Origin of the sequence: Roseovarius sp. EL26, from assembly GCF_900327775.1 — a bacterium.
Classification (GTDB): Bacteria; Pseudomonadota; Alphaproteobacteria; order Rhodobacterales; family Rhodobacteraceae; genus Roseovarius.
Map to the genome: position 1 here is coordinate 745,126 of NZ_OUMZ01000007.1, position 20,895 is coordinate 766,020.

Consider the following 20,895-nt stretch of genomic DNA (forward strand, 5'->3'; position numbering starts at 1 on the left):
AGGGGGAATTTTCCCATCCTGTGGGCGTCAAGAGAGAGGAGACATTATGGACATCATCGAGAACCCACATCGCGGCTCAGGCTTGACTGACGGAGATCTGTCGGAAATCCCGTATCCGAGTGTAAATGCCGCTGCGCCTGCCGAGCTGATGGCGCGCTGTTTTGGTTGCAAGGAGACGCCGCTGCATGCGCTGGATGCCTTTGGCACCAAGCTGTGGGTCAAGGATGAACGTGGCCGGATGGATCTGGGCAGCTTCAAGGCGCTTGGCGCGGCCTATGTGATAGCGCATCAGGCTGCTGAGACGGGCGTTGATGATCTGTCTGCGGCCCTGTCTGGGCGGGTGTATGTGACTGCAAGTGCTGGAAATCATGGAATGTCTGTAGCGGCCGGGGCTGCCCAGTTTGGCGCGCGTGCGGTAGTCTATCTGGCGGAAACCGTGCCGGAAGGGTTTGCTGAGCGTTTGCGTGGGTTAGGCGCTGATGTGGTGCGTGCCGGGGCCGAATATGAGGCCAGCATGGCAGCCGCTCAAAAGGCAGCTAAGGATAATGACTGGACCTTGTTGTCGGACAGCTCATGGCCCGGATATTTTGAACTCTCCCATCGTTTGATGGAAGGTTATACAGCAATGGCCGCCGAGGCCGTGTCGCAGATGCCAGAGGCACCCACGCATATCATGCTGCAAGCAGGTGTTGGTGGTCTGGCGGGGGCTTGTGCTGCCTATTTTCGCTCGGCCTGGGGGAATGCACCGCGAATCATTGTAGTGGAACCGGTGGCTGCGCCTGCGCTGAAGGAAAGCATTGAAGCGGGGCATATGGTGAGTACCAAAGGGCCAGTGTCGAACATGGGGCGCTTGGATTGCAAAGAGGCGTCGTTGATCGCGCTCAAAGGTCTATCGCGGGATGCGGATGCCTTTGCCTTGATTTCTGAAGACGAGGGCAGTGCGATTTTACCAAAGATTGCCGCGCTTGATCTGGCTTCGACCGAATCTGGAGCGGCGGGTATTGCCGCACTTGATCTTATGGGGCTAGGTCCTGATGCGCGGGTTCTGTGCATTCTGAGCGAAGAGGCCGAGGCATGACGCGCGGGTTTCCTGAAGCCGAGTTTCGTAACCGGGTTAGCAATGCACAGACGTTGATGGCGGAACAGGGGCTTGGGGCAATCTTGCTGACGACTGAGCCGAATGTCCGTTATTTCAGCGGATTTCTGACCCGGTTCTGGGAAAGCCCTAGCCGCCCTTGGTTCTTGATTGTGCCTGCCGCGGGTGAGCCGATTGCGGTGATTCCGTCGATTGGGTCCGTGCTGATGGGACGCGGGTGGATCAACGACATTCGCACTTGGTCCGCCCCGAACCTTGAGGATGACGGTGTTACACTTTTGGCGGAGACCCTGCGCGAAGTTGGCGGGCCGATTGGGGTACCTTCTGGGTACGAGACGCATCTTCGGATGCCCTTGACTGACTTTGAGCGTGTGAAGACGCTCAGTGGGTTGGAATTTACCGGTGACGCCGGGATCGTGGCTGATCTGCGGGCGGTAAAATCAGAGGCTGAGATTGCAAAGATCGAAGTGGCTTGCGGCATTGCCGCGCGCTCTTTTGCCCGAATGGGTGAGATTGCGCGTGAAGGTATTTCCGTTGAACAGGTCTTTCGCGACTTTCAAAGGTTGCTGTTAGAGGAGGGCGCAGATTGGGTACCCTATATTTCCGGCGCTGCTGCACCGGGCGGGTATGACGATGTGATTTCTCTTGCGTCACCCAACCCGATGTCGGCCGGTGATGTGTTGATGCTGGATACTGGGGCCATTTGGGATGGTTATTTTTGCGATTATGATCGCAACTTTTCCATCGGAACGCCGTCTGACGCCGTTAAATCAGCCCATGCGCGACTGATCGAGGCGACCCATGCGGGGCTTGAGGCCGCACGTCCCGGCGCAACGGCGCGTGATGTCTGGAAGGCGATGGCTGATATTGCGGGCGCTGGCGAAGAAGCGGGGCGTTTGGGTCATGCTTTGGGCATGCAGTTGACCGAAGGGCTTTCTTTGACACCACGAGATGAAACAGTGCTGAAACCCGGCATGGTTATCACATTGGAGCCGGGCACCGAAGTATCGCCCGGAAAGATCATGGTACATGAAGAAAACATCGTGATTACCGAGGGCGCGCCACGGGTAATCTCACCGCTGGCTGACCCTGCGATCGTGCAACTGTAAAAATTTCGATTGCGCAAAAAAAAGGGGCCGAGCTATAAGCTCGGCCTTAGTCCAACAGGGAGGTATGAGAGTGTTGCGCTGTGCGCCGTCACTGTCATGAGACCCAGATAGGGATGCGCGATCACGCATTCAAGAAAAATCATGCATACATTTGATCATGCCTGCTATGCAATTATTGCATGGCTAATTTATTAAATTTAAATCACCCATAAGATATTGAATTATAATGCATTTATGTGATTATTACATCTGAGCAACCGCAAGTGATGAATCTGTAACACCACGCAGGAACTGCTTCAGTTAGTCAGCTGGGCCCGTTCGCGTTTGCGATGAGCGATAATTTCGTCTTTGACAAAGGCGTTGAAGGCTTCGACTCGTTTTGAGTGACGCAATTCTTCTGGGTAGGCCAGATAAACCGGCACGTCACTGGATTGCACATCGGGTAGGATGCGGAGCACCTCGGGATAATCTTGCATAAGATAATCGGGAAGAACGCCAACCCCAAGGTTATGGCGCACTGCCTGCAAGACGCCATAGTAGTTGTTGACGGTCAAGCCGACTGAAACGCCATGTGTGATAAGATCTTGGATCAACCGGCCACCGGCACTGACCTGATGGGCATTCGGGCTTTGGCAGATCAGACGATGGTCTTTTAGATCTTTGATCGTCCCGGGCGTTCCGTGCTGTTCAAGATACTCTTTGGATGCATAAAGCCGCATGTGTACATCCATCAGGCGCTTGCGGATCAGGTCGGCCTGGCTGGGCTCTTTCATGCGGATGGCGACATCGGCTTCGCGCATGGGCAGGTCAAGCACACGCTCTTCGAGCATGAGGTCAATTTTCAGGTCGGGGTATTTTTCATACAGATGGGGCAGGCGCGGGGCGAGCCATAGCGTGCCAAAGGCGTTGGTGGTCGTGACTTTAATCTCGCCAAAGACTTCTTCTTCGCTGTCGTGGATGCGGGCGGTGGCCGTATCAAGTCGTTTCATCATCGCCTTAGTAGCATCGAACAGCAATTCGCCCTGTTCGGTGAGAATCAGTCCGCGGGCATGGCGGTGAAAAAGGGTAGTGTGCAGCGCCTCTTCGAGGGCCCTGATCTGCCGCGAGACCGCCGATTGCGACAGGTGGAGCTGATCCCCGGCATGGGTCAGGCTACCGACATCTGCGACGGCGTGAAAGATTCTAAGCTTATCCCAATCCATATGCGACACTTTCAGCACGGTTTCATCTGATCAACGCAATAGCAGAAAACCAATGTGGAATCACAGTGTTGCGATGAAGATTTAATAAAAATCTTCTTTGTAGGTCATAAATTATGACCTAATATAGAGTTATATTAAAGGGAAATCCCGTGACCGGAGGTACGTTATGACCAGGCAGCAGGTTTCATTGGATGATCGGTTTGATCTGACAAAATCGCAGATATTATTGAACGGAACGCAGGCATTGGTTCGCCTTATGCTGATGCAGGCCCATCGGGATCGTCAAGCAGGTCTGAATACAGCGGGGTATGTTTCGGGATATCGGGGGTCGCCTTTGGGGGCCGTTGACATGCAGATGCACCGGGCTGAGCACAAGCTAGCAGAGGCGCAAATCAAGTTTCAGGAAGGCCTGAACGAAGATCTGGCGGCAACCGCACTGTGGGGCACGCAGCAGGCCGAACTGCGCGGCGAGGGCCAATACGATGGCGTCTTTGGGCTTTGGTACGGGAAAGGGCCGGGGGTTGACCGATCCGGCGACGTGATGCGCCACGCCAATATGGCAGGCACATCGAAATACGGCGGTGTATTGATGGCCATGGGGGATGACCATACCGGAGAAAGTTCAACCGTGTGTCACCAATCGGATTGGGCGATGGTGGATGCGTATATGCCGGTTTTATCACCAGCGGGCGTGCAGGAGATCCTTGATTATGGCCTCTATGGGTATGCCTTGTCGCGCTATGCCGGGGTTTGGTCTGGGCTGAAATTGATGAAAGACACGGTCGAGGTCACCAGCGTTGTCGATGGCAGCCCGGACCGGATGCAGTTTGTTGAGCCTGATTTTGATATGCCAGATGGCGGTTTGAATATCCGCTTGAATGACCATTGGATCACGCAAGAGGCGCGTATCATTGATCACAAGAGGTTTGCTGCAGAAGCCTTTGCTCGTGCAAATAAAATTGACAATAGGGTATGGGGAAAATCGGGCGCAAAGATTGGTTTTGTTGCGGCCGGTAAGAACTGGCTGGATCTTGTTCATGCGCTCAGCTTGCTGGGCATTGATGGAGAGGAGGCCGAACGGCTGGGCGTCACGACCTACAAAATTGGTCAGACGTTTCCAATGGATATGCACAGCTTTCATGACTGGGCCGAGGGTTTGGACCTGATTGTCGTGGTTGAAGAAAAGCGCAAACTGATCGAGCTGCAAATCAAGGAAGCCATTTTTGATGACCGTCGGGGTCGGCGGGTTTACGGTTGGTACAAGGGCGGTGCGGGTGGTTTGCATCAAGAAGAGCTGTTTCCGACCCGTATGGCATTGAATCCGGTCATGATTGCCGAAAAGATCGGTAATATCCTAATTGAAGAGGGTCGCAATACCGATCAGATGCAAGCCGGTATGGCGCGGATTGATGAGGCCCGACAGGCGGATAATGCAGAAGATATAGCAGCGCGCTTGCCGTATTTTTGTGCTGGTTGTCCGCATAATACCTCGACCAAGCTGCCGGATGGCAGCCGGGCCTATGCCGGGATTGGCTGCCACATCATGGCGATGTGGATGGACCGCGAAACCACCGGATACACGCATATGGGTGGTGAGGGGGCAAACTGGATTGGTGAGGCACCGTTTTCCACCCGCGCGCATGTGTTTCAAAACATGGGCGACGGCACCTATAACCATTCTGGAATTCAATCCATTCGGGCTGCGCTGGCGGCGGGTGTGAATGTGACCTTTAAGATCCTGTACAATGATGCCGTGGCGATGACTGGTGGGCAAACCAATGAGGGTGGGCTGGATGCGCCCCGAATTGTGGCTGAGCTGCGGGCCATGGGGGTGCGAAATGTTTCTGTGGTCTATGACGACAAGGAAGATGTTGATCTGAAAAAGTTTCCTGCGGGAGTAGAGGCGCATGAACGCGCTGAGTTGATGCGAGTACAGGAGCGTTTTGCGAAGCTCGAAGGTGTGTCCGCGATTGTCTACATTCAGACCTGTGCCGCGGAAAAACGTCGCCGTCGAAAACGGGGTAATTTTCCTGATCCGGATCAGCGTGTGTTTATCAATACGGATGTCTGCGAGGGGTGCGGTGATTGCGGGGTGCAAAGCAATTGCGTGGCGATCACACCGGTCGATACAGAACTGGGCCGTAAACGTGCCGTGGATCAATCGGCGTGCAACAAAGATTTCAGTTGTCTCAATGGGTTTTGCCCGTCTTTTGTCACGCTAAAGGGGGCAAAACCACGTAAACATGGCGGCAAGGCGGTAGAAATTCCGAACCTTCCTGCGCCGAAATTGCCAGCAATCGACGGCACTCATAACATCGTGATTACGGGTATTGGCGGCACAGGCGTTGTCACGCTGGGGGCCATTCTGGCACAAGCGGCCGAGATCGATGGCAAAGGGGCTGGTGTAATGGAAATGGCGGGCCTCGCGCAAAAGGGCGGTGCGGTACATATTCATTGCAGGTTGGCCAATAAGCCGGAAGACATTAGCGCCATTCGTGTGGCCGTGGGTGAGGCGCATGCGCTGATTGGTGGTGATCTGGTGGTCAGTGCCGGGGCGCAGGCGCTACGACTGACGCGATCAGGTAAAACGGGTGCGGTGGTCAATAGCCACGAAACCATGACCGGTGATTTTACCCGCGATACGGAATTTCGCCTGCCAACCGAGCGGTTGGAACTGTCACTGACTGCGCGGCTAAAAGACCGGACCCATCTGTTTGATGCCACGGTACTGGCGATGCAGATTATGGGCGATGCGATTTACTCCAACATGATCGTGATGGGCGGGGCCTGGCAAGCGGGTTTGATTCCGCTGAGTGCAGGAGCCATCCGAGAGGCGATTGAGCTAAATGGCACGGCTGTGGAGCGCAATTTACGCGCCTTTGAAATTGGACGTTGGGCCGTTCAGGATCCGCAAGCGGTTATCGAGCTTGCGCATGTTGAGAGTGTTGAGCGACCTCAGACATTAGAGGATAAGATTGCTTTCCGCGAGGCACACCTGAGGGATTATCAAGGGCGTAGATTGGTCAAGCGATATCAGCGCATGCTTGCGGGTGTTGAAGATTCTAAGCTGAAACAATCCCTGGCGCTCGGGTATCATAAGCTTTTGTCTTACAAGGACGAATATGAGGTTTCCCGGTTGCTCCTCAGAAGTCGGGAACAAGCGGAGGAGGCCTTTGAGGGTGATTTCGAGATGACCTATCATCTTGCGCCGCCCGTTTTGGGGGGCAAGGGCGCAGATGGCTGGCCTCGTAAACGTGCCTTCGGCAGTTGGTTGACGGGATCGCTAAAGATTTTGGCGCGGATGCGTGGCCTGCGCGGAACACCATTTGATCCGTTTGGCTATAGTGCAGAGCGCAAGATGGAGCGCGCTCTGATCCGACAATATGAGGCGGATATGAAGGCCATTCTTCCAAAGATTTCCGAGCACAATCATGATGCCGTGATCGCGTTGGCGCAACTACCGCTGAGTATTCGCGGATTTGGGTCGATCAAAGTGGAAGCTGTGGCCAAGGCGGCCAAACGGCGAGAGGAATTGTTGGCGGCTATCCGTGATGGAAATGCCCCACTGCAACAGGCAGCGCAGTAGGGTAGTGAAATTGTCATGATCCTGTGATGAGGGATCGGCTATAGGCTTAACCCCATCAAGATAGGGAATCGTGATCATGCGGTCTTCAGGGAAAGTCGTGTCTGACATCAGCTATGCATATTCGGCCCAGACACGGGGCGGGCGTGCCATGATCCGCACGATGGAGAACCTGACCGGACGGGTTGGGTTGATTAAACGTGCCGAAGGGTATGATGCAGAGATCGCTAATGGGCGCGACTTCTGGCAGGTGATGGTGGATCGTTATGGGCTTTCATTGGATGTCACAGGCGGAAACCTTGCGTCCATTCCAAAGGGCAAGCCACTGATATTAATTGCAAACCACCCATATGGTATTTTGGATGGTATGATGATGGGGCATATCCTAAGCCAGACGCGAGGGGATTTTCGCATTCTCGCCAATCAGGTCTTTCGCAAGGCGGAGGATCTGAACCGGATTGTGCTTCCTGTTAGTTTCGATCAATCAAAAGAAGCGGTGCGGTTGAACCTTGAGACGCGAAAGAAAGCCTTAAATTACCTGCAAGAGGGCGGTGCGATCGGGATTTTTCCGGGTGGTACTGTGTCCACGGCAGTTAAACCATTCTCGCGGCCGATGGACCCGGATTGGCGTGGGTTTACAGCTCGGATGATTGCCAAATCCGATGCCGTGGTGGTGCCGGTGTTTTTTGAGGGGCACACCAGTCGTTTGTTCCAATTGGCAAGCCATTTACATGTGACATTACGTATGGGGCTTTTGATCAAAGAGTTCAAAAAACGTGTCGATACACCAGTACGGGTCGTCATCGGTGATACGATCGGGCGGGATGAATTGGACGCACGTGCCAAAGATGGCAAATCACTGATGGAATTTCTGCGATGCAAGACGTATGAATTGTCTCCAGGGCCTCTTGATCCGTATGAGCGGGGCTTCGAGTTCGAATAACTGTGGGACGCATTGAGAATGGCAGTAGGTATTTTTGACAGCGGTCTTGGTGGCCTGACGGTTCTGGACGCGGTCTCGGCGCGGTTGCCGGACGTGCCATTGGCCTATTATGGCGATAATGCACATGCGCCGTATGGCGTGCGTGATGCAGAAGATATTTACAACCTGACACGCGAACATGTGTATCGGCTGTGGGATCATGGTTGCGATCTGGTTGTGTTAGCCTGCAATACCGCCGCGGCGGCGTCTTTGCGCCGGATCCAAGAAGAGGGTGTGCCAGAAGGTAAGCGCGTTCTGGGGGTGTTTGTGCCGATGATCGAGGCGCTGACAGAACGGCAGTGGGGTGATAATTCGCCACCACGCGAGGTTGAGGTCAAACATGTTGCGCTTTTCGCGACACCTGCAACGGTGTCGAGCCGCGCGTTTCAGCGGGAACTGGCGTTTCGTGCGATCGGTGTCGATGTCGAAGCACAGGCCTGTGGTGGTATTGTCGATGCCATCGAAGAGGGCGATATGATTTTGGCCGAAGCTTTGGTGCGTTCGCATGTTGAGGCGCTTAAGCGGAAGATGCCCAGTCCTGAAGCCGCCATTCTGGGGTGTACCCATTATCCATTGGTCAAAGAGGCTTTTGCGGAGGCCTTGGGCCCAGAAGTTAAAGTGTATTCGCAGGCCGATTTGGTCGCGGAGAGTCTGGCAGACTATCTGATCCGCCATCCCAACATGCTGGGCAAGGCGGATGGCAGTACCTTTATGACGACTGGAAATCCCAAGCGAGTCTCGGACCGGGCGACGCAATTTTTGCGACGACAGATCACATTTGAGGCCGCCTGAACAGGTGAGCTGTCGCGTCGCATTGAAGCCGCGCACAGAGTTTCATACATACACGAACAGAGAACTATGAAAGGTCATGAGATGACCCATAAAATCGCAATTTTGGGCGCTTCGGGCTATACCGGAGCCGAGTTGATCCGGCTGATTGCCACCCATCCCGAGATGGAGATAGTCGCGCTTGGTGCCAACTCCAAAGCTGGCATGGCGATGGCGGATGTGTTTCCACATTTGCGCCATCTGACGTTGCCCAAGCTGGTGAAAATTGATCAGATTGATTTCGATCAGGTTGATCTGTGTTTTTGCGCGCTTCCGCATGCCACATCACAAGCGGTGATCAAGGAATTGCCGAAGACGCTGAAGATCGTTGATCTGAGCGCCGATTTCCGGCTGCGTGATCCAGAGGAATATGCCCGCTGGTATGGTGGCGAACATCAGGCATTCGATTGTCAGGACGAGGCGGTTTACGGCCTGACAGAATTTTACCGCGATCAGATCAAACAGGCGCGGCTTGTTGCAGGTACAGGATGCAATGCCGCGACGGGGCAATATGCTTTGCGGCCGCTCATTCAGGCGGGTGTGATTGATCTGGATGAGATTATCATTGATCTTAAAACAGGCGTCAGTGGGGCAGGGCGCAGCCTGAAAGAAAACCTGCTGCATGCTGAACTGTCTGAGGGGGCGCATGCTTATGCCGTGGGCGGCACGCACCGTCATCTGGCCGAGTTTGATCAGGAGTTTTCCGCCGTTGCCGGTCGTCCCGTAAAAGTTCAGTTCACACCGCATTTGTTGCCCGCCAACCGCGGAATCATTGCAACGGTCTATGTCAAAGGTGACGCGCAGCAGATCCATCAGACGCTGGCAGGGGCGTATACGGACGAGCCGTTTTTGGAGGTTCTGCCCTTTGGTCAAACCCCCAGCACGCGCCATATCCGGGGTAGCAATTTTTGCCACATTGGTGTGACAGGCGACCGCATTGAGGGTCGTGCCATTGTGATTGCAGCGTTGGACAACCTGACAAAAGGGTCCAGTGGGCAGGCGTTGCAAAATGCCAATCTGATGCTGGGTTGTGATGAGGTTGAAGGGCTGATGTTGGCGCCGCTCTTTCCATAGTGCAAAGCGAACTTAGGCAAAGATTGACAGAGGTGCTCAGGTGAAATCGCTCAAGAAACAACGCCGGATCCAGATCATTGCGGTTGCTATGGTCGCGCTCGTCGTGTCGACCGCATTGATCGGATTTGCCATGCGCGATGGGATCAACTTTTTTCGCTCCCCTTCGCAAGTCGTGGAGGAGCCACCCGTGGCAAGCGAACGTTTCCGTTTGGGAGGGTTGGTTGAAGAGGGCACATTGATCCGCGGTGATGGGGATACTATCCGGTTCAACGTCACTGATGGTGGGGCGTCTATCCCTGTCACATATGTAGGGGTTTTGCCGGATTTGTTTGAGGAAAATCAAGGCATGATTGGCACGGGCACCTACGAAGGTGGCGTGTTTAAAGCGACAGAGATTTTGGCCAAGCACGATGAAAGTTACCTGCCAAAAGAAGTGGCTGACGCGCTGAAAGAGCAGGGCGTTTATAAACCTGCGGACGCAGACTAAGGCCTTTATTAATCGGTTGACCGCCAATCTTTTCCAAAGTGTGAAAATTGGCGGTCCCAATGAAAACAGTTCAAGACATCGCAAAAGAGATCATTGCCCGCGAGGGCGGTTTTGTGAACGACCCGCACGATCTGGGCGGGGCGACAAAATACGGCGTGACCATTCATACCATGCGCCGTCTGGGGTTGGATCTAGACCGTGACGGTGACGTCGATGTAACGGATGTTCGGCAGCTCAGCCGCGCACAGGCCGAGCAGGTCTTTATCAAGCATTATTTTGATAAGCCGGGGATCGCGCATTTGCCACAGGCGCTGCAGGCGTCTGTGTTTGATATGTACGTCAATGCAGGGGCAAATGCGGTCAAGATCTTGCAACGTCTATTATGTCAGATGGGTCAGCAGACCAGCGTAGACGGCAAGATTGGGCCACAAACCATTGCCGCAACACAGGCGGCGTGGCGTTTGGCGCCGGATCATCTGGTAGATGCTTATGGCATTGCGCGGCGCAATTATTACTTTCGCCTTGCGGATCATCGCCCAGCCAGTCGCAAATATGCGCGCAATCGTAAGGGGGGCAAAGGTGGATGGATCAAGCGCGCAGAAGAGTTCATCACACAGCGGTACCACCTGAGCACGCGTGAGTTTCAGCAAAGGGTGGCATCATGGGGATGATTGAACGGATCTTGAGTTTTGTTTTCGGCGGTGGGCGCAATGTGTTGTCTGAGACCGCACAGGTGTTTCGTGAAAACGCCGAAGCTGGTGCCGCACGCGCCGCAGATCATCAAGCGCAGACGCTGGAACAATTTGCCAAGGAATTCCAACTTCAGCAACGTGGCTGGTTTGATCGGCTGATGGATGGGTTGAATCGCATACCGCGCCCGGCGATGGCGCTTGGGACGCTTGGCTTGTTTGTCTCGGCAATGGTCGACCCTGTCTGGTTCGCGCAACGCATGCAAGGTATCGCGCTGGTGCCCGAACCATTGTGGTGGCTTTTGGGGGCGATTGTATCGTTTTATTTTGGGGCGCGCCATCAGGCCAAAGGGCAGGAATTTCACCGGTCTTTGGCACAAACAATGGCGCGCGCACCGATGGTGGTCGAAAATATTCAAGCGCTTGAGGCCTTGGCAGTTGAAGTGGTTAACGAGGATCATGAAGTGATCGCTCAGACGCTTCGCCCTCAAGGCGAAGGTGAGACCAATGCTGCCCTTGAAGATTGGCGTAAATCTCAACACTAAAGCGCGACAATCTGCGCGAACACAAATGAGCGATGCCCATTGGCCGCCTGCATAGGGCGCCCTATAACAGACCTATGATTATTGAGCTTGGGCACTTTTCCCTGATTCTTGCGTTTCTGACAGCCTGTTTTCAGGCTGTTGTTCCGCTTGTGGGCGCGCAATACCGGTGGCAAGGCTGGATGACATCAGCCGTGCCTGCGGCGACAATGCAATTTATACTAACGGCTGTGGCCTTTGGCGCATTGACTTGGGCCTTTGTGACCTCTGATTTTTCTCTCAGACTTGCAGTGTTGAATAGCCACTCGCTCAAGCCGATGTTGTATAAAATCACGGGTGTTTGGGGCAATCACGAGGGGTCGATGCTGCTGTGGGTGCTTATCGTGACGTTGTTTGGCGGCTTTGTGGCGTGGTTTGGCAATGTACTGCCTGACAGCTTGCGGGCACGGGTTCTGGCAGTGCAAGGGGCCATTGCCGTGGCGTTCTTTGCCTTTATCTTGTTCAGTTCCAACCCGTTTTTGCGTATGGCTGTGCCGCCCTTTGATGGACAGGATTTGAATCCTTTGCTGCAAGACCCAGGTTTGGCGTTTCATCCGCCGTTTCTTTATCTGGGCTATGTCGGTCTTTCGATGAGCTATTCTTTCGCCTTGGCCGCATTGATCGAAGGCCGGGTTGATGCGGCCTGGGGGCGTTGGGTACGACCCTATACTTTGGCGGCCTGGATTTTCCTGACCATTGGTATCGGGTTAGGCAGTTGGTGGGCGTATTATGAGCTTGGCTGGGGGGGCTTTTGGTTCTGGGATCCGGTTGAAAATGCGTCGTTCATGCCATGGTTGTTGGCGACGGCTTTGCTGCATTCTGCCATCGTGGTCGAAAAGCGCGAAAGCCTGAAAAGCTGGACAATTCTGTTGGCGATCATCGCTTTTGGATTTTCGATGATTGGCGCATTCATCACACGCTCTGGTGTGATCACATCAGTGCATGCCTTTGCTGCAGATCCAGAACGTGGAGTATTTTTGCTGGGCATTTTGGCGTTTTTCATGCTGGTGGGGCTTACATTGTTTGCCGCACGCGCAGCTGAAATGCAGGCCAAGGGTGTCTTTGGCGTCCTTAGCCGGGAATCCGCTTTGGTGCTTAACAACGTGTTGCTGGCTGTGGCTGCGTTTGTAGTTTTTGTGGGCACCATCTGGCCGTTGGTGTCGGAGCTGTTCTTTGACCGAAAACTGTCAGTAGGGGCGCCGTTTTTCAATCTGGCCTTTACCCCCTTTATGGTGGTTCTGGGGCTGATCTTGCCGATTGGGGCAATGTTCCCATGGAAACGCGCAAAGCTGAACCGGAATCTTCGACCCTTGATCCCGGCCTTTATTCTGTCGCTGGCAATAAGTGTGCTGATCTGGGCGATGCAGACTGAACGCAGCGCGCTTGGCCCGATTGGTTTCTTTCTGGGGGCTTGGTTGATGTCGGGCGCCTTGGTCGATCTGATGAGCCGCACCGGGCGTGGCCGCATTGGAGAACGTTTGAGCCGCCTGCGGCGCTTGCCGCGTGCCGATTGGGGTAAGTCGGTAGCGCATGCCGGGCTGGGTGTGACCATGGCTGGTGTTGCCGGAATGTTAGCCTGGGAGGCGGAAGATATTCGCGTCACCCATATTGGCGAGCGGTTCGAGGTCGCAGGCTACGGTCTGACCCTTCGGGATGTGCGGGAGGTTGATGGGCCAAACTATGTTGCGGTTGTTGCGGATATTGTGCTGGATCAGAAGGGGGAGAACCTCACCGTTTTGACGCCAGAAAAACGGATTTATCCCGTGGCAGGCATGCCCACAACGGAGGCCGCGATCGACAATGGGTTTTTCCGTGATGTTTATGTGGTGATTGGTGATCCGCAGGCGAATAATGCCTGGGTGGTCCGAACCTACTATAAACCTTTTGCCAACTGGATTTGGGGCGGTGCGATTTTGATGGCCCTCGGCGGTACATTGTCCCTAAGCGATCGGCGGTACCGTGTTGCAGCAGGGGCAAAACGGGCGCAGGCTAACCCGGTGGCGGCGGAATGATGTGGCAAATGTTCACCCGTGTGGCTGTGGCCGGTGTTATCTGCGTGATGACGCTGATGCCAGTGGCCGCTGTGCAACCGGATGAAGTTCTAAGCGATCCAGTGTTGGAAAAACGTGCGCGTAGTATTTCGGCGGAATTGCGTTGCCTTGTTTGCCGCAATGAGAGCATCGATGAATCCAACGCCCCCCTGGCGCGGGACCTGCGCCTTTTGGTGCGTGAACGTCTGGTTGAGGGCGATGACGATGATGAAGTGATTGAATTTGTTGTCGCGCGGTATGGCGAGTATGTCTTGCTGAAGCCTTTAACCGGGGGCGCAAATCTGGTGCTATGGCTGTCCGGCCCTGTGATGCTGGTGATCGCCGGGGCCATCGGTCTGATGTTTTTACGCCGTCGCAGCCGAAGCGTGGATACCGCCAGTAAGGGGCTGAGCGCTGAGGAACAAGCGCGTCTGGACAAATTGCTCAAGGAGTGACGTTCCGTTCCGCTTGGAGATCCTTATCAAAACAGTTTGAGTGCAGCAAAACGCATCAAGGAGCCGTGTCATGAAAACCTATCAATCCATTCGGTTTACGCTGGAAGATGACGTTGCGGTCATCACGCTTAACCGACCTGACAAGATGAACGCGCTGAGCGGCTTGATGCGCGCTGAAATCACTGATGCAGCCCGATTTGCGGCGCGTAAGGCGCGGATTTTGGTGCTGACGGGTGAGGGGGCGGCGTTTTGTTCCGGCCAGGACCTGAGCGACACGGGGACGTTGGATGATCTGGATCTGGAGCGGGTTCTGCGCGATGAATATGTGCCGATGCTGCGGGCCATCATGGAGTGCCCGATTCCGACGATCAGTGCGGTGAATGGCACGGCGGCAGGGGCCGGGGCCAATCTGGCCTTGGCGGCAGACGTGGTGATTGCCACGCAAAGCGCCAAGTTTGTTCAGGCCTTTACCCGCATTGGCTTGATCCCAGATGCTGGGGGCACATATTGGTTGCCACGTCAAATGGGTGCGGCCAAGGCGATGGGCGCCGCGCTGTTTGCCGAGCCGATTACGGCCCAACAGGCCGATGACTGGGGTATGATTTGGGAAGCGGTTGCAGATGACGCGTTTGATGCCCACTGGCGCGGCCGTGCAGCACATCTGGCTAATGGGCCGACTGCAGCCTATGCCGGATTAAAACAGGCGATCCGCGAAAGCTGGGAAAACGGGTTGGACGATCAACTGACCCTAGAAGCACAACTGCAGGGCCAGTGCGGCAGCACACGTGATTTCAAAGAAGGCGTGGTGGCGTTCTTGGATAAACGCCCGGCCAATTTTGAAGGGCGTTAATCACTTGTGTACATGGAAAAGCGAACTGGTATGGTGTGAGGAACTCGCTCCCAAAGGTGTTGCAGCCATATTTGCAAACAAGAACGCTCGACATCATCAAAATGACTGGTTTGAGCTCTAATTGACAGCCGAGGGCAGGCGCTGATCGCAGCCAATATGGCGAATGAGATAAGGTAGATGGTGGAGATCGAACCGAATTCGCGATTAGAAAAATGTACGGAGTAGGCCCTTGGTCTCTCATCGTTAAAGCCAAAAAATTTAAATTTTATGGAATCTATTTGATGAGTAAATCACAAAAGTCCTGGGATAAATCTGCCAATAATTACGACAGGACCGAAGAGCGATTTGAACGTATCCATCACGTATCAAGGGAATGGGCAAAGAGACACCTCAAGAACAGCGATGTTGTTTTGGACTATGGGTGTGGAACAGGCACGACAGCCTGCGATTTGGCCAGCCATGTAACAGAAATCCTAGGCATTGATATTTCAGAAAGAATGATTGAGCTTTCAAAGGTGAAAGCAGCTCAAAAAGGCGTTGATAACATCAGTTTTTCGCAGGCAGATATTTTTGATGAAGGATATAGAAAAGGCTCGTTTGATGTCATTTTAGCCTTCAACATGCTCCATACAGTGCCTAATCCACAGCGCGTTGTACGAAGGGCGCATGAACTTCTAAAGCCAGAAGGGTCGTTTATTTCCGTAACACCCTGCTTGCGGGATAAAATGTCCTTTGTTGTGAGCGCTCAAATTCAGCTTGTTCGTATATTGTGTAAGTTTGGGATCATTCCTGTCCCGATACGGAGGCTTCAAAGTTCAGACTTGGATGAGTTGGTAAGTGGCGGTGATTTTGATGTTGTGGAAACAAAGGGAATGTATTCTGGGGCTTCTAGCTACTTTATCGCAGCCAAGAAGAACTCTTATTGAATCTTGTTAATGAGCTGCATGGCTGCTTTGCTCACATAATAGCCGTTTTAGATGGCAACACCCTCGCAGATTTCTGCGAGGGTGTTTATCGTTTGCACCCTGGCTAGGGCGACTTCTGCTTGGCTTACCGCTTTTCGATATCCACATAGTCGCGGAAGGTCGCGCCTTGATAGAGTTGGCGTGGGCGGCCGATTTTCAGTTGCGGGTCCGAGATCATCTCTTTCCACTGTGAAATCCAGCCCACGGTACGTGACACGGCAAAGATTGGTGTGAACATCGAGGTGGGGAAACCCATCGCCTCAAGGATAATGCCGGAATAGAAGTCCACATTCGGGAAGAGCTTCTTCTCGATGAAGTATTCATCATGCAGGGCTGTACGCTCCAACTCTTTGGCGACTTGCAGTAGCGGGTTGTCTTCGACGCCCAGCAGTTCAAGCACCTCGTCGGCGGACTGTTTGAGAACCTTGGCGCGTGGGTCGGTGTTTTTGTAAACCCGGTGGCCAAAGCCCATCAGACGGAACGGATCACTTTTGTCTTTGGCGCGTTCAATAAATTCAGGAATACGATCAACGCTGCCAATTTCTTGCAGCATTTCAAGACAGGCTTGGTTTGCGCCACCGTGAGCAGGGCCCCAAAGGCAGGCAATGCCGGCGGCAATACATGCAAATGGGTTTGCACCTGAGCTGGAGGCCAGACGGACCGTTGATGTCGAGGCGTTTTGCTCGTGATCGGCATGCAGGGTAAAGATCCGGTCCATCGCGCGGCTCAGGATCGGGTTAACCTCGTAATCTTCGGCCGGAACAGCAAAGCACATGCGCAGGAAGTTTGACGCGTAATCCAGATCATTGCGTGGATACACGAAAGGTTGGCCCAATGTGTATTTATACGCCATCGCCGCGATGGTTGGCATTTTTGCCAACATCCGGATTGAGGCGACCTCGCGTTGCCATTCGTCGTTGATATCCAAGCTATCGTGGTAGAAGGCAGACAGCGCGCCAACCACACCCACCATGATCGACATCGGATGCGCATCACGGCGATAGCCGCGGAACAAGAAGTGCATCTGTTCATGCAGCATCGTGTGATTGGTGATGCGGCTTTCAAATTCTTCCAGCTGCGCAGGTGAGGGCAGCTCACCGTATAGCAGGAGATAGCATACCTCGAGATAATGTGACTTTTCGGCCAGTTGATCGATAGGATATCCGCGATGCAGCAATTCACCTTTGCCGCCATCGATAAAAGTGATGGTGCTGTCGCAGCTGGCGGTAGAGGTGAATCCGGGATCATAGGTGAAGACACCCGCCTGGGCATAGAGCTTACGGATGTCGATCACGTCCGGACCCGCAGTGGGTGTGAAAACAGGAAGCTCATAGTCTTGACCGCCAATACTCAGTTTTGCGGTTTTATGTTCGTCTGCCATATCCTGTTCTCCCATTTGTCCCCGAAAATACGTGTTTTCAGGTGCTTAATTTGTACTAACCCTCACGATGAAAGATCGCCGGGCTGGCTTGCATCATTTAGACGGGCAATTGTTTCGTCTGCCCCCAGAACCAGCATCATGTCAAAGACGCTGGGTGTTGTGCTGCGGCCAGCGAGGGCTGCGCGCAATGGACCGGCCAGTTTTCCAAACTTCATCTCACGGGCTTCTGCGAACCCCATGATCGTCGTTTCCAGACCTTCACGACTCCACGTAGCATTTTGCAGGTGCGGCGTCAATTCTGACAGTATGCCACGGGATACAATATCAAGCTGTGACGCTGATTTCTCATCGGGGAAAATGGGTCGCTCAGTCAGGATAAATTCAGCTTTATCAGATAGTTCAAAGAATGTCTTGGCGCGTTCTTTGAGGCAATACATGCCCGATTCCATCAAGCTCAATTTATTGTCAGACAGAGGGTTTAACTTTGCGGCGGTCCTGAACGCGGTGAATTCATGCAGCAGTGCAGCATCTTCCGTTACGGCAATATGCTGGCCACAGAGATTTTCCAGCTTTTTGAAATCCAGCCGCGCCGGGGATTTTCCGATACCACTCAGGCCAAACCATTCTGTAGCTTGTTCGTCAGTGAAAAATTCATCATTGCCGTGGCTCCAACCCAGACGTGCCAGATAGTTGCGCATGCCAGCGGCAGGGTAGCCCATGGCCTGATACTCTTCGACGCCAAGCGCGCCGTGGCGTTTGGAGAGTTTTTTACCGTCAGGCCCGTGAATCAGTGGGATATGTGCGTATACCGGCAGGGGCCAGTCCATCGCGTTGTAGATCATCATTTGACGTGCTGCGTTGTTAAGGTGGTCATCACCGCGGATCACGTGAGTTACCCCCATATCATGATCGTCAACCGCAACCGCGAGCATATAAACCGGTGTGCCATCACCGCGCAGCAGTACCATGTCATCCAGCTGATCATTGCTGATTTTGACATCGCCCTGAACCTCATCACGGATCATCGTGACACCGTCACGTGGCGCTTTGATACGAATGACAAACGGCGCATCGGGATGTGTTGCCGCATCTGCGTCACGCCAAGGGCTGTGATACAAGGTTGAACGCCCTTCGGCCCGGGCCGTATCGCGGAATTCCTGGATTTCTTCCTGTGTAGCGAAACACTTGTAGGCTTTGCCTTCGGCCAGTAACTGATTGGCCACCTCGGCATGGCGTGGGGCGCGCTCGAACTGGCTGATCACGTCGCCATCATGATCAAGGCCCAGCCAGCTTAACCCATCCATAATCGCCTGTGTTGCTTCGGGGGTAGATCGCGCGCGGTCGGTGTCTTCGATCCGCAGCAGAAATGTGCCCCCGCGGCCACGGGCATACAGCCAGTTAAACAGGGCGGTTCGGGCACCACCAATATGCAGATAACCAGTGGGAGACGGGGCAAAGCGGGTCACAACTTTTTGCGACATGGGTCCAATTAACCTTTCGGTAACCATAAGGGAGATAGCGTTAACGCCTCTCTATCGGCCTGTCAGAAAGGAGACAAGCCTTGGGGCTCTCTGAACGTGTCAAACTTTATGGATTACAACAACACTGGTTGCGACAACGTGGGCATCTGTTCCCATGGGTGCCGGTTGCGATGGCGTTGGGCGTTGGCATTTATTTTTCCCTGAAATCTGAACCACAAGTCGTCACTTATTTTGCGATCATTGTGGGGGCTTTGGTTGGGCTTGGGCTGGCAATGAAGGGGCCGACCATGATCACGCCGTTGGTCTGGGCGCTGGTATTTGTGGCGGTCGGTTTTTGCCTGACTGCGGGGCGGGCGCATATGGTTGCGGGGCCGATTCTGGGCTGGCGCTATTATGGCCCGGTCGAAGGGCGCCTAATCGCGATAGACAGATCCTCAAGCGATGCCATGCGTCTGACACTGGATCAGGTTCAGCTGGGCAATGTTCCACCTGCACGTACGCCTGCGCGGGTTCGTGTGTCTTTGCACGGAGAGTGGAATACGTTTGCGCCCCGCGCAGGGCTGCGGGTGATGATGACGGGCCATCTGTCCCCGCCCAGCGGCCCGGTAGAGCCTTATGGCTTTGATTTTCAGCGCCATGCGTGGTTTCAGCAACTTGGTGCCGTTGGTTATACACGCACGCCAGTTCTGGCGATTAAACCCGCAGATGGGGCGTTGCGTGTGATGTCAGCTCGCTTGTTTCTATCTGATCGTATTCAGGGGCAATTAGACGGCGAAGTCGGCGCCTTTGCTGCCGCTGTTGTAACTGGTGATCGTTCCTCAATGTCTCAGGCAACATTGCAAGCCTTACGCCATTCTAATCTGGCGCACCTTCTGGCAATTTCTGGCCTGCATATGGGGCTTTTGGTTGGGTTTGTATTTGCCACGGCCCGGGTGGGCTTTGCTCTGATCCCGGCGCTGAGCCTGCGCATACCTGCAAAAAAGATATCTGCCCTGATCGCGCTGTGTGCGGCGGCCGTGTATTTGGCCTTGTCAGGTGGCAATGTTGCGACTGAGCGGGCCTTTGTGATGGCGGCCGTAGCATTGTTGGCGGTGATGCTGGACCGCAGGGTGATCAGCCTGCGGGCTGTGGCAGTCGCGGCGGTCATCGTGCTGACTTTGCGACCAGAAGCCTTGTTAGGGCCGGGGTTTCAGATGTCTTTCGCTGCGACAACCGCGCTGGTCGCGGTTTTTGGGGCATTACGAAGTTTTGAGGTGTCACTAGGGCCAAGATGGGCTAAGCCGCTGATTGCCGTGGTCATCTCATCTTTGGTGGCGGGTTTGGCCACCGCGCCGATTGCTGCGGCGCATTTCAATCAGATTGTACATTACGGATTGCTGGCCAATCTGCTGAGCGTGCCGGTGATGGGCATCGTCGTGATGCCCGCGGCCGTTGTCGCTATGTGCTTGATGCCGCTTGGACTTGAGGCGCCCGCTTTGTGGATTATGGGGCAGGGACTGGCGTGGATCTTGAAGGTGGCGCATTGGGTGTCCGGATTAGACGGGGCGCGCCGCATGGTGATCAGCCCTGATCAGATCGTTTTGCCAGTGCTTGCACTGGGTCTGTTGGTGGTGATCTTATGGCAGGGGCGTCTGCGGTTGATTGGTATCGTGCCGGTGATTGCGGCTTTTGTCCTTTGGGCTGGGTCCAAACGCCCGGATGTGCTCATTGCCGATACCGGTGCATTGGTGGGGGTGATGACGGATGAGGGGCGCGCGCTATCAAAACCGCGTGGCGCCGGATTCGTGGCTCAGAACTGGTTGGAAAACGATGGTGATTTGGCCGTGCAGGCGCAGGCCGCAGAACGCTGGGACGTGCATAGTATCGCAGGAATTTCGATCAAAACCGTACAGGGGAAAAAGGCTGTATCGGCAATGCAGGATTGCGAAAAGAATGATCTTTTGGTGATGAATTCAGAACCCGAAAATACATTACCGTGCCAAACTATTCATCCTGGAATATTAAAATATACCGGTGCATTAGCTATGTATGTTGAAGTAGAAGGAATGAAAACAATAACCGCACGCCAGATCACTGGCAGGCGGCTTTGGAATTCTAAATGA

General features: G+C 54.2%; 17 protein-coding genes. 14 read left to right on the forward strand and 3 right to left on the reverse strand.

Annotated elements, in window-relative coordinates; translation table 11 throughout:
* The first annotated feature begins 46 nt into the window (after positions 1–46).
* Positions 47–1,078, forward strand: a complete 1,032-nt coding sequence (locus D9A02_RS11555) for a pyridoxal-phosphate dependent enzyme (protein WP_120501108.1) — start codon at positions 47–49, stop codon at positions 1,076–1,078.
* Positions 1,075–2,205 (forward strand): Xaa-Pro peptidase family protein, encoded by a 1,131-nt coding sequence (locus D9A02_RS11560; protein WP_120501109.1) that lies wholly within the window; start codon positions 1,075–1,077, stop codon positions 2,203–2,205. The genes D9A02_RS11555 and D9A02_RS11560 overlap by 4 nt, the downstream gene beginning before the upstream one ends.
* A 296-nt stretch (positions 2,206–2,501) precedes the next feature.
* Here D9A02_RS11560 and D9A02_RS11565 read toward each other — a convergent pair whose 3' ends face one another.
* Entirely contained in the window at positions 2,502–3,407 is a 906-nt protein-coding gene (locus D9A02_RS11565; RefSeq protein WP_120501110.1) for a LysR family transcriptional regulator, read from the reverse strand.
* Positions 3,408–3,573: 166 nt separating this feature from the next.
* On the opposite strand from D9A02_RS11565, the gene D9A02_RS11570 reads away from it, so the two are divergent.
* From D9A02_RS11570 to D9A02_RS11620, 11 genes are all read left to right on the forward strand, one after another.
* Entirely contained in the window at positions 3,574–6,993 is a 3,420-nt protein-coding gene (locus D9A02_RS11570) for an indolepyruvate ferredoxin oxidoreductase family protein (RefSeq protein ID WP_120501111.1), read from the forward strand.
* Between the two features lie 76 nt (positions 6,994–7,069).
* Positions 7,070–7,933, forward strand: a complete 864-nt coding sequence (locus D9A02_RS11575) for a lysophospholipid acyltransferase family protein (RefSeq protein WP_120501112.1) — start codon at positions 7,070–7,072, stop codon at positions 7,931–7,933.
* An 18-nt stretch (positions 7,934–7,951) separates the two neighbouring features.
* Positions 7,952–8,764 (forward strand): glutamate racemase, encoded by an 813-nt coding sequence (locus D9A02_RS11580; RefSeq protein WP_120501113.1) that lies wholly within the window; start codon positions 7,952–7,954, stop codon positions 8,762–8,764.
* A gap of 81 nt (positions 8,765–8,845) precedes the next feature.
* Complete coding sequence (argC, locus tag D9A02_RS11585) at positions 8,846–9,874, forward strand: N-acetyl-gamma-glutamyl-phosphate reductase (protein ID WP_120501114.1); 1,029 nt, start codon at positions 8,846–8,848, stop codon at positions 9,872–9,874.
* A 40-nt stretch (positions 9,875–9,914) separates the two neighbouring features.
* Complete coding sequence (gene ccmE / locus D9A02_RS11590) at positions 9,915–10,361, forward strand: cytochrome c maturation protein CcmE (RefSeq protein ID WP_120501115.1); 447 nt, start codon at positions 9,915–9,917, stop codon at positions 10,359–10,361.
* Between the two features lie 59 nt (positions 10,362–10,420).
* Positions 10,421–11,032 (forward strand): holin-associated N-acetylmuramidase, encoded by a 612-nt coding sequence (locus D9A02_RS11595; RefSeq protein WP_120501116.1) that lies wholly within the window; start codon positions 10,421–10,423, stop codon positions 11,030–11,032.
* Entirely contained in the window at positions 11,023–11,595 is a 573-nt protein-coding gene (locus D9A02_RS11600) for a holin family protein (protein WP_174232035.1), read from the forward strand. Before D9A02_RS11595 ends, D9A02_RS11600 begins: the two co-directional genes overlap by 10 nt.
* A gap of 74 nt (positions 11,596–11,669) precedes the next feature.
* Positions 11,670–13,643 carry a heme lyase CcmF/NrfE family subunit gene (locus D9A02_RS11605; protein ID WP_120502506.1) on the forward strand — a complete coding sequence of 658 codons (1,974 nt, stop codon included), beginning with the start codon at positions 11,670–11,672 and terminating at the stop codon, positions 13,641–13,643.
* Between the two features lie 8 nt (positions 13,644–13,651).
* Positions 13,652–14,116 carry a cytochrome c-type biogenesis protein gene (locus tag D9A02_RS11610; protein WP_254054687.1) on the forward strand — a complete coding sequence of 155 codons (465 nt, stop codon included), beginning with the start codon at positions 13,652–13,654 and terminating at the stop codon, positions 14,114–14,116.
* 70 nt (positions 14,117–14,186) lie between these two features.
* Positions 14,187–14,966, forward strand: a complete 780-nt coding sequence (locus tag D9A02_RS11615) for an enoyl-CoA hydratase-related protein (RefSeq protein WP_120501118.1) — start codon at positions 14,187–14,189, stop codon at positions 14,964–14,966.
* Between the two features lie 281 nt (positions 14,967–15,247).
* A complete protein-coding gene (locus tag D9A02_RS11620; protein ID WP_120502507.1) occupies positions 15,248–15,892 on the forward strand; it encodes a class I SAM-dependent methyltransferase in 645 nt (214 codons plus the stop codon).
* A gap of 124 nt (positions 15,893–16,016) precedes the next feature.
* Here D9A02_RS11620 and gltA read toward each other — a convergent pair whose 3' ends face one another.
* Both gltA and gltX read right to left on the reverse strand, forming a co-directional pair.
* The gene (gene gltA, locus D9A02_RS11625; protein ID WP_120502508.1) at positions 16,017–17,312 is read right to left on the reverse strand and encodes a citrate synthase; all 1,296 of its coding nucleotides are present in this window, start codon (positions 17,310–17,312) and stop codon (positions 16,017–16,019) included.
* Between the two features lie 62 nt (positions 17,313–17,374).
* Positions 17,375–18,793 (reverse strand): glutamate--tRNA ligase, encoded by a 1,419-nt coding sequence (gene gltX, locus D9A02_RS11630; protein ID WP_120501119.1) that lies wholly within the window; start codon positions 18,791–18,793, stop codon positions 17,375–17,377.
* Positions 18,794–18,873: 80 nt separating this feature from the next.
* Between gltX and D9A02_RS11635 the strand changes: the two genes are divergently transcribed.
* The gene (locus D9A02_RS11635; protein ID WP_254054612.1) at positions 18,874–20,895 is read left to right on the forward strand and encodes a ComEC/Rec2 family competence protein; all 2,022 of its coding nucleotides are present in this window, start codon (positions 18,874–18,876) and stop codon (positions 20,893–20,895) included.

Bases quoted from the DNA above. Each gene is read 5' to 3' on its own strand.
- D9A02_RS11610 (WP_254054687.1), top strand. From the start codon at position 13,652: ATGTTCACCCGTGTGGCTGTGGCCGGTGTTATCTGCGTGATGACGCTG.
- D9A02_RS11600 (WP_174232035.1), top strand. From the start codon at position 11,023: ATGGGGATGATTGAACGGATCTTGAGTTTTGTTTTCGGCGGTGGGCGC.
- D9A02_RS11560 (WP_120501109.1), top strand. From the start codon at position 1,075: ATGACGCGCGGGTTTCCTGAAGCCGAGTTTCGTAACCGGGTTAGCAAT.
- D9A02_RS11595 (WP_120501116.1), top strand. From the start codon at position 10,421: ATGAAAACAGTTCAAGACATCGCAAAAGAGATCATTGCCCGCGAGGGC.
- gltA (WP_120502508.1), bottom strand. From the start codon at position 17,312: ATGGCAGACGAACATAAAACCGCAAAACTGAGTATTGGCGGTCAAGAC.
- D9A02_RS11555 (WP_120501108.1), top strand. From the start codon at position 47: ATGGACATCATCGAGAACCCACATCGCGGCTCAGGCTTGACTGACGGA.
- D9A02_RS11575 (WP_120501112.1), top strand. From the start codon at position 7,070: ATGCGGTCTTCAGGGAAAGTCGTGTCTGACATCAGCTATGCATATTCG.
- D9A02_RS11615 (WP_120501118.1), top strand. From the start codon at position 14,187: ATGAAAACCTATCAATCCATTCGGTTTACGCTGGAAGATGACGTTGCG.
- gltX (WP_120501119.1), bottom strand. From the start codon at position 18,793: ATGTCGCAAAAAGTTGTGACCCGCTTTGCCCCGTCTCCCACTGGTTAT.
- D9A02_RS11605 (WP_120502506.1), top strand. From the start codon at position 11,670: ATGATTATTGAGCTTGGGCACTTTTCCCTGATTCTTGCGTTTCTGACA.
- D9A02_RS11620 (WP_120502507.1), top strand. From the start codon at position 15,248: ATGAGTAAATCACAAAAGTCCTGGGATAAATCTGCCAATAATTACGAC.
- D9A02_RS11570 (WP_120501111.1), top strand. From the start codon at position 3,574: ATGACCAGGCAGCAGGTTTCATTGGATGATCGGTTTGATCTGACAAAA.
- argC (WP_120501114.1), top strand. From the start codon at position 8,846: ATGACCCATAAAATCGCAATTTTGGGCGCTTCGGGCTATACCGGAGCC.
- D9A02_RS11580 (WP_120501113.1), top strand. From the start codon at position 7,952: ATGGCAGTAGGTATTTTTGACAGCGGTCTTGGTGGCCTGACGGTTCTG.
- D9A02_RS11565 (WP_120501110.1), bottom strand. From the start codon at position 3,407: ATGGATTGGGATAAGCTTAGAATCTTTCACGCCGTCGCAGATGTCGGT.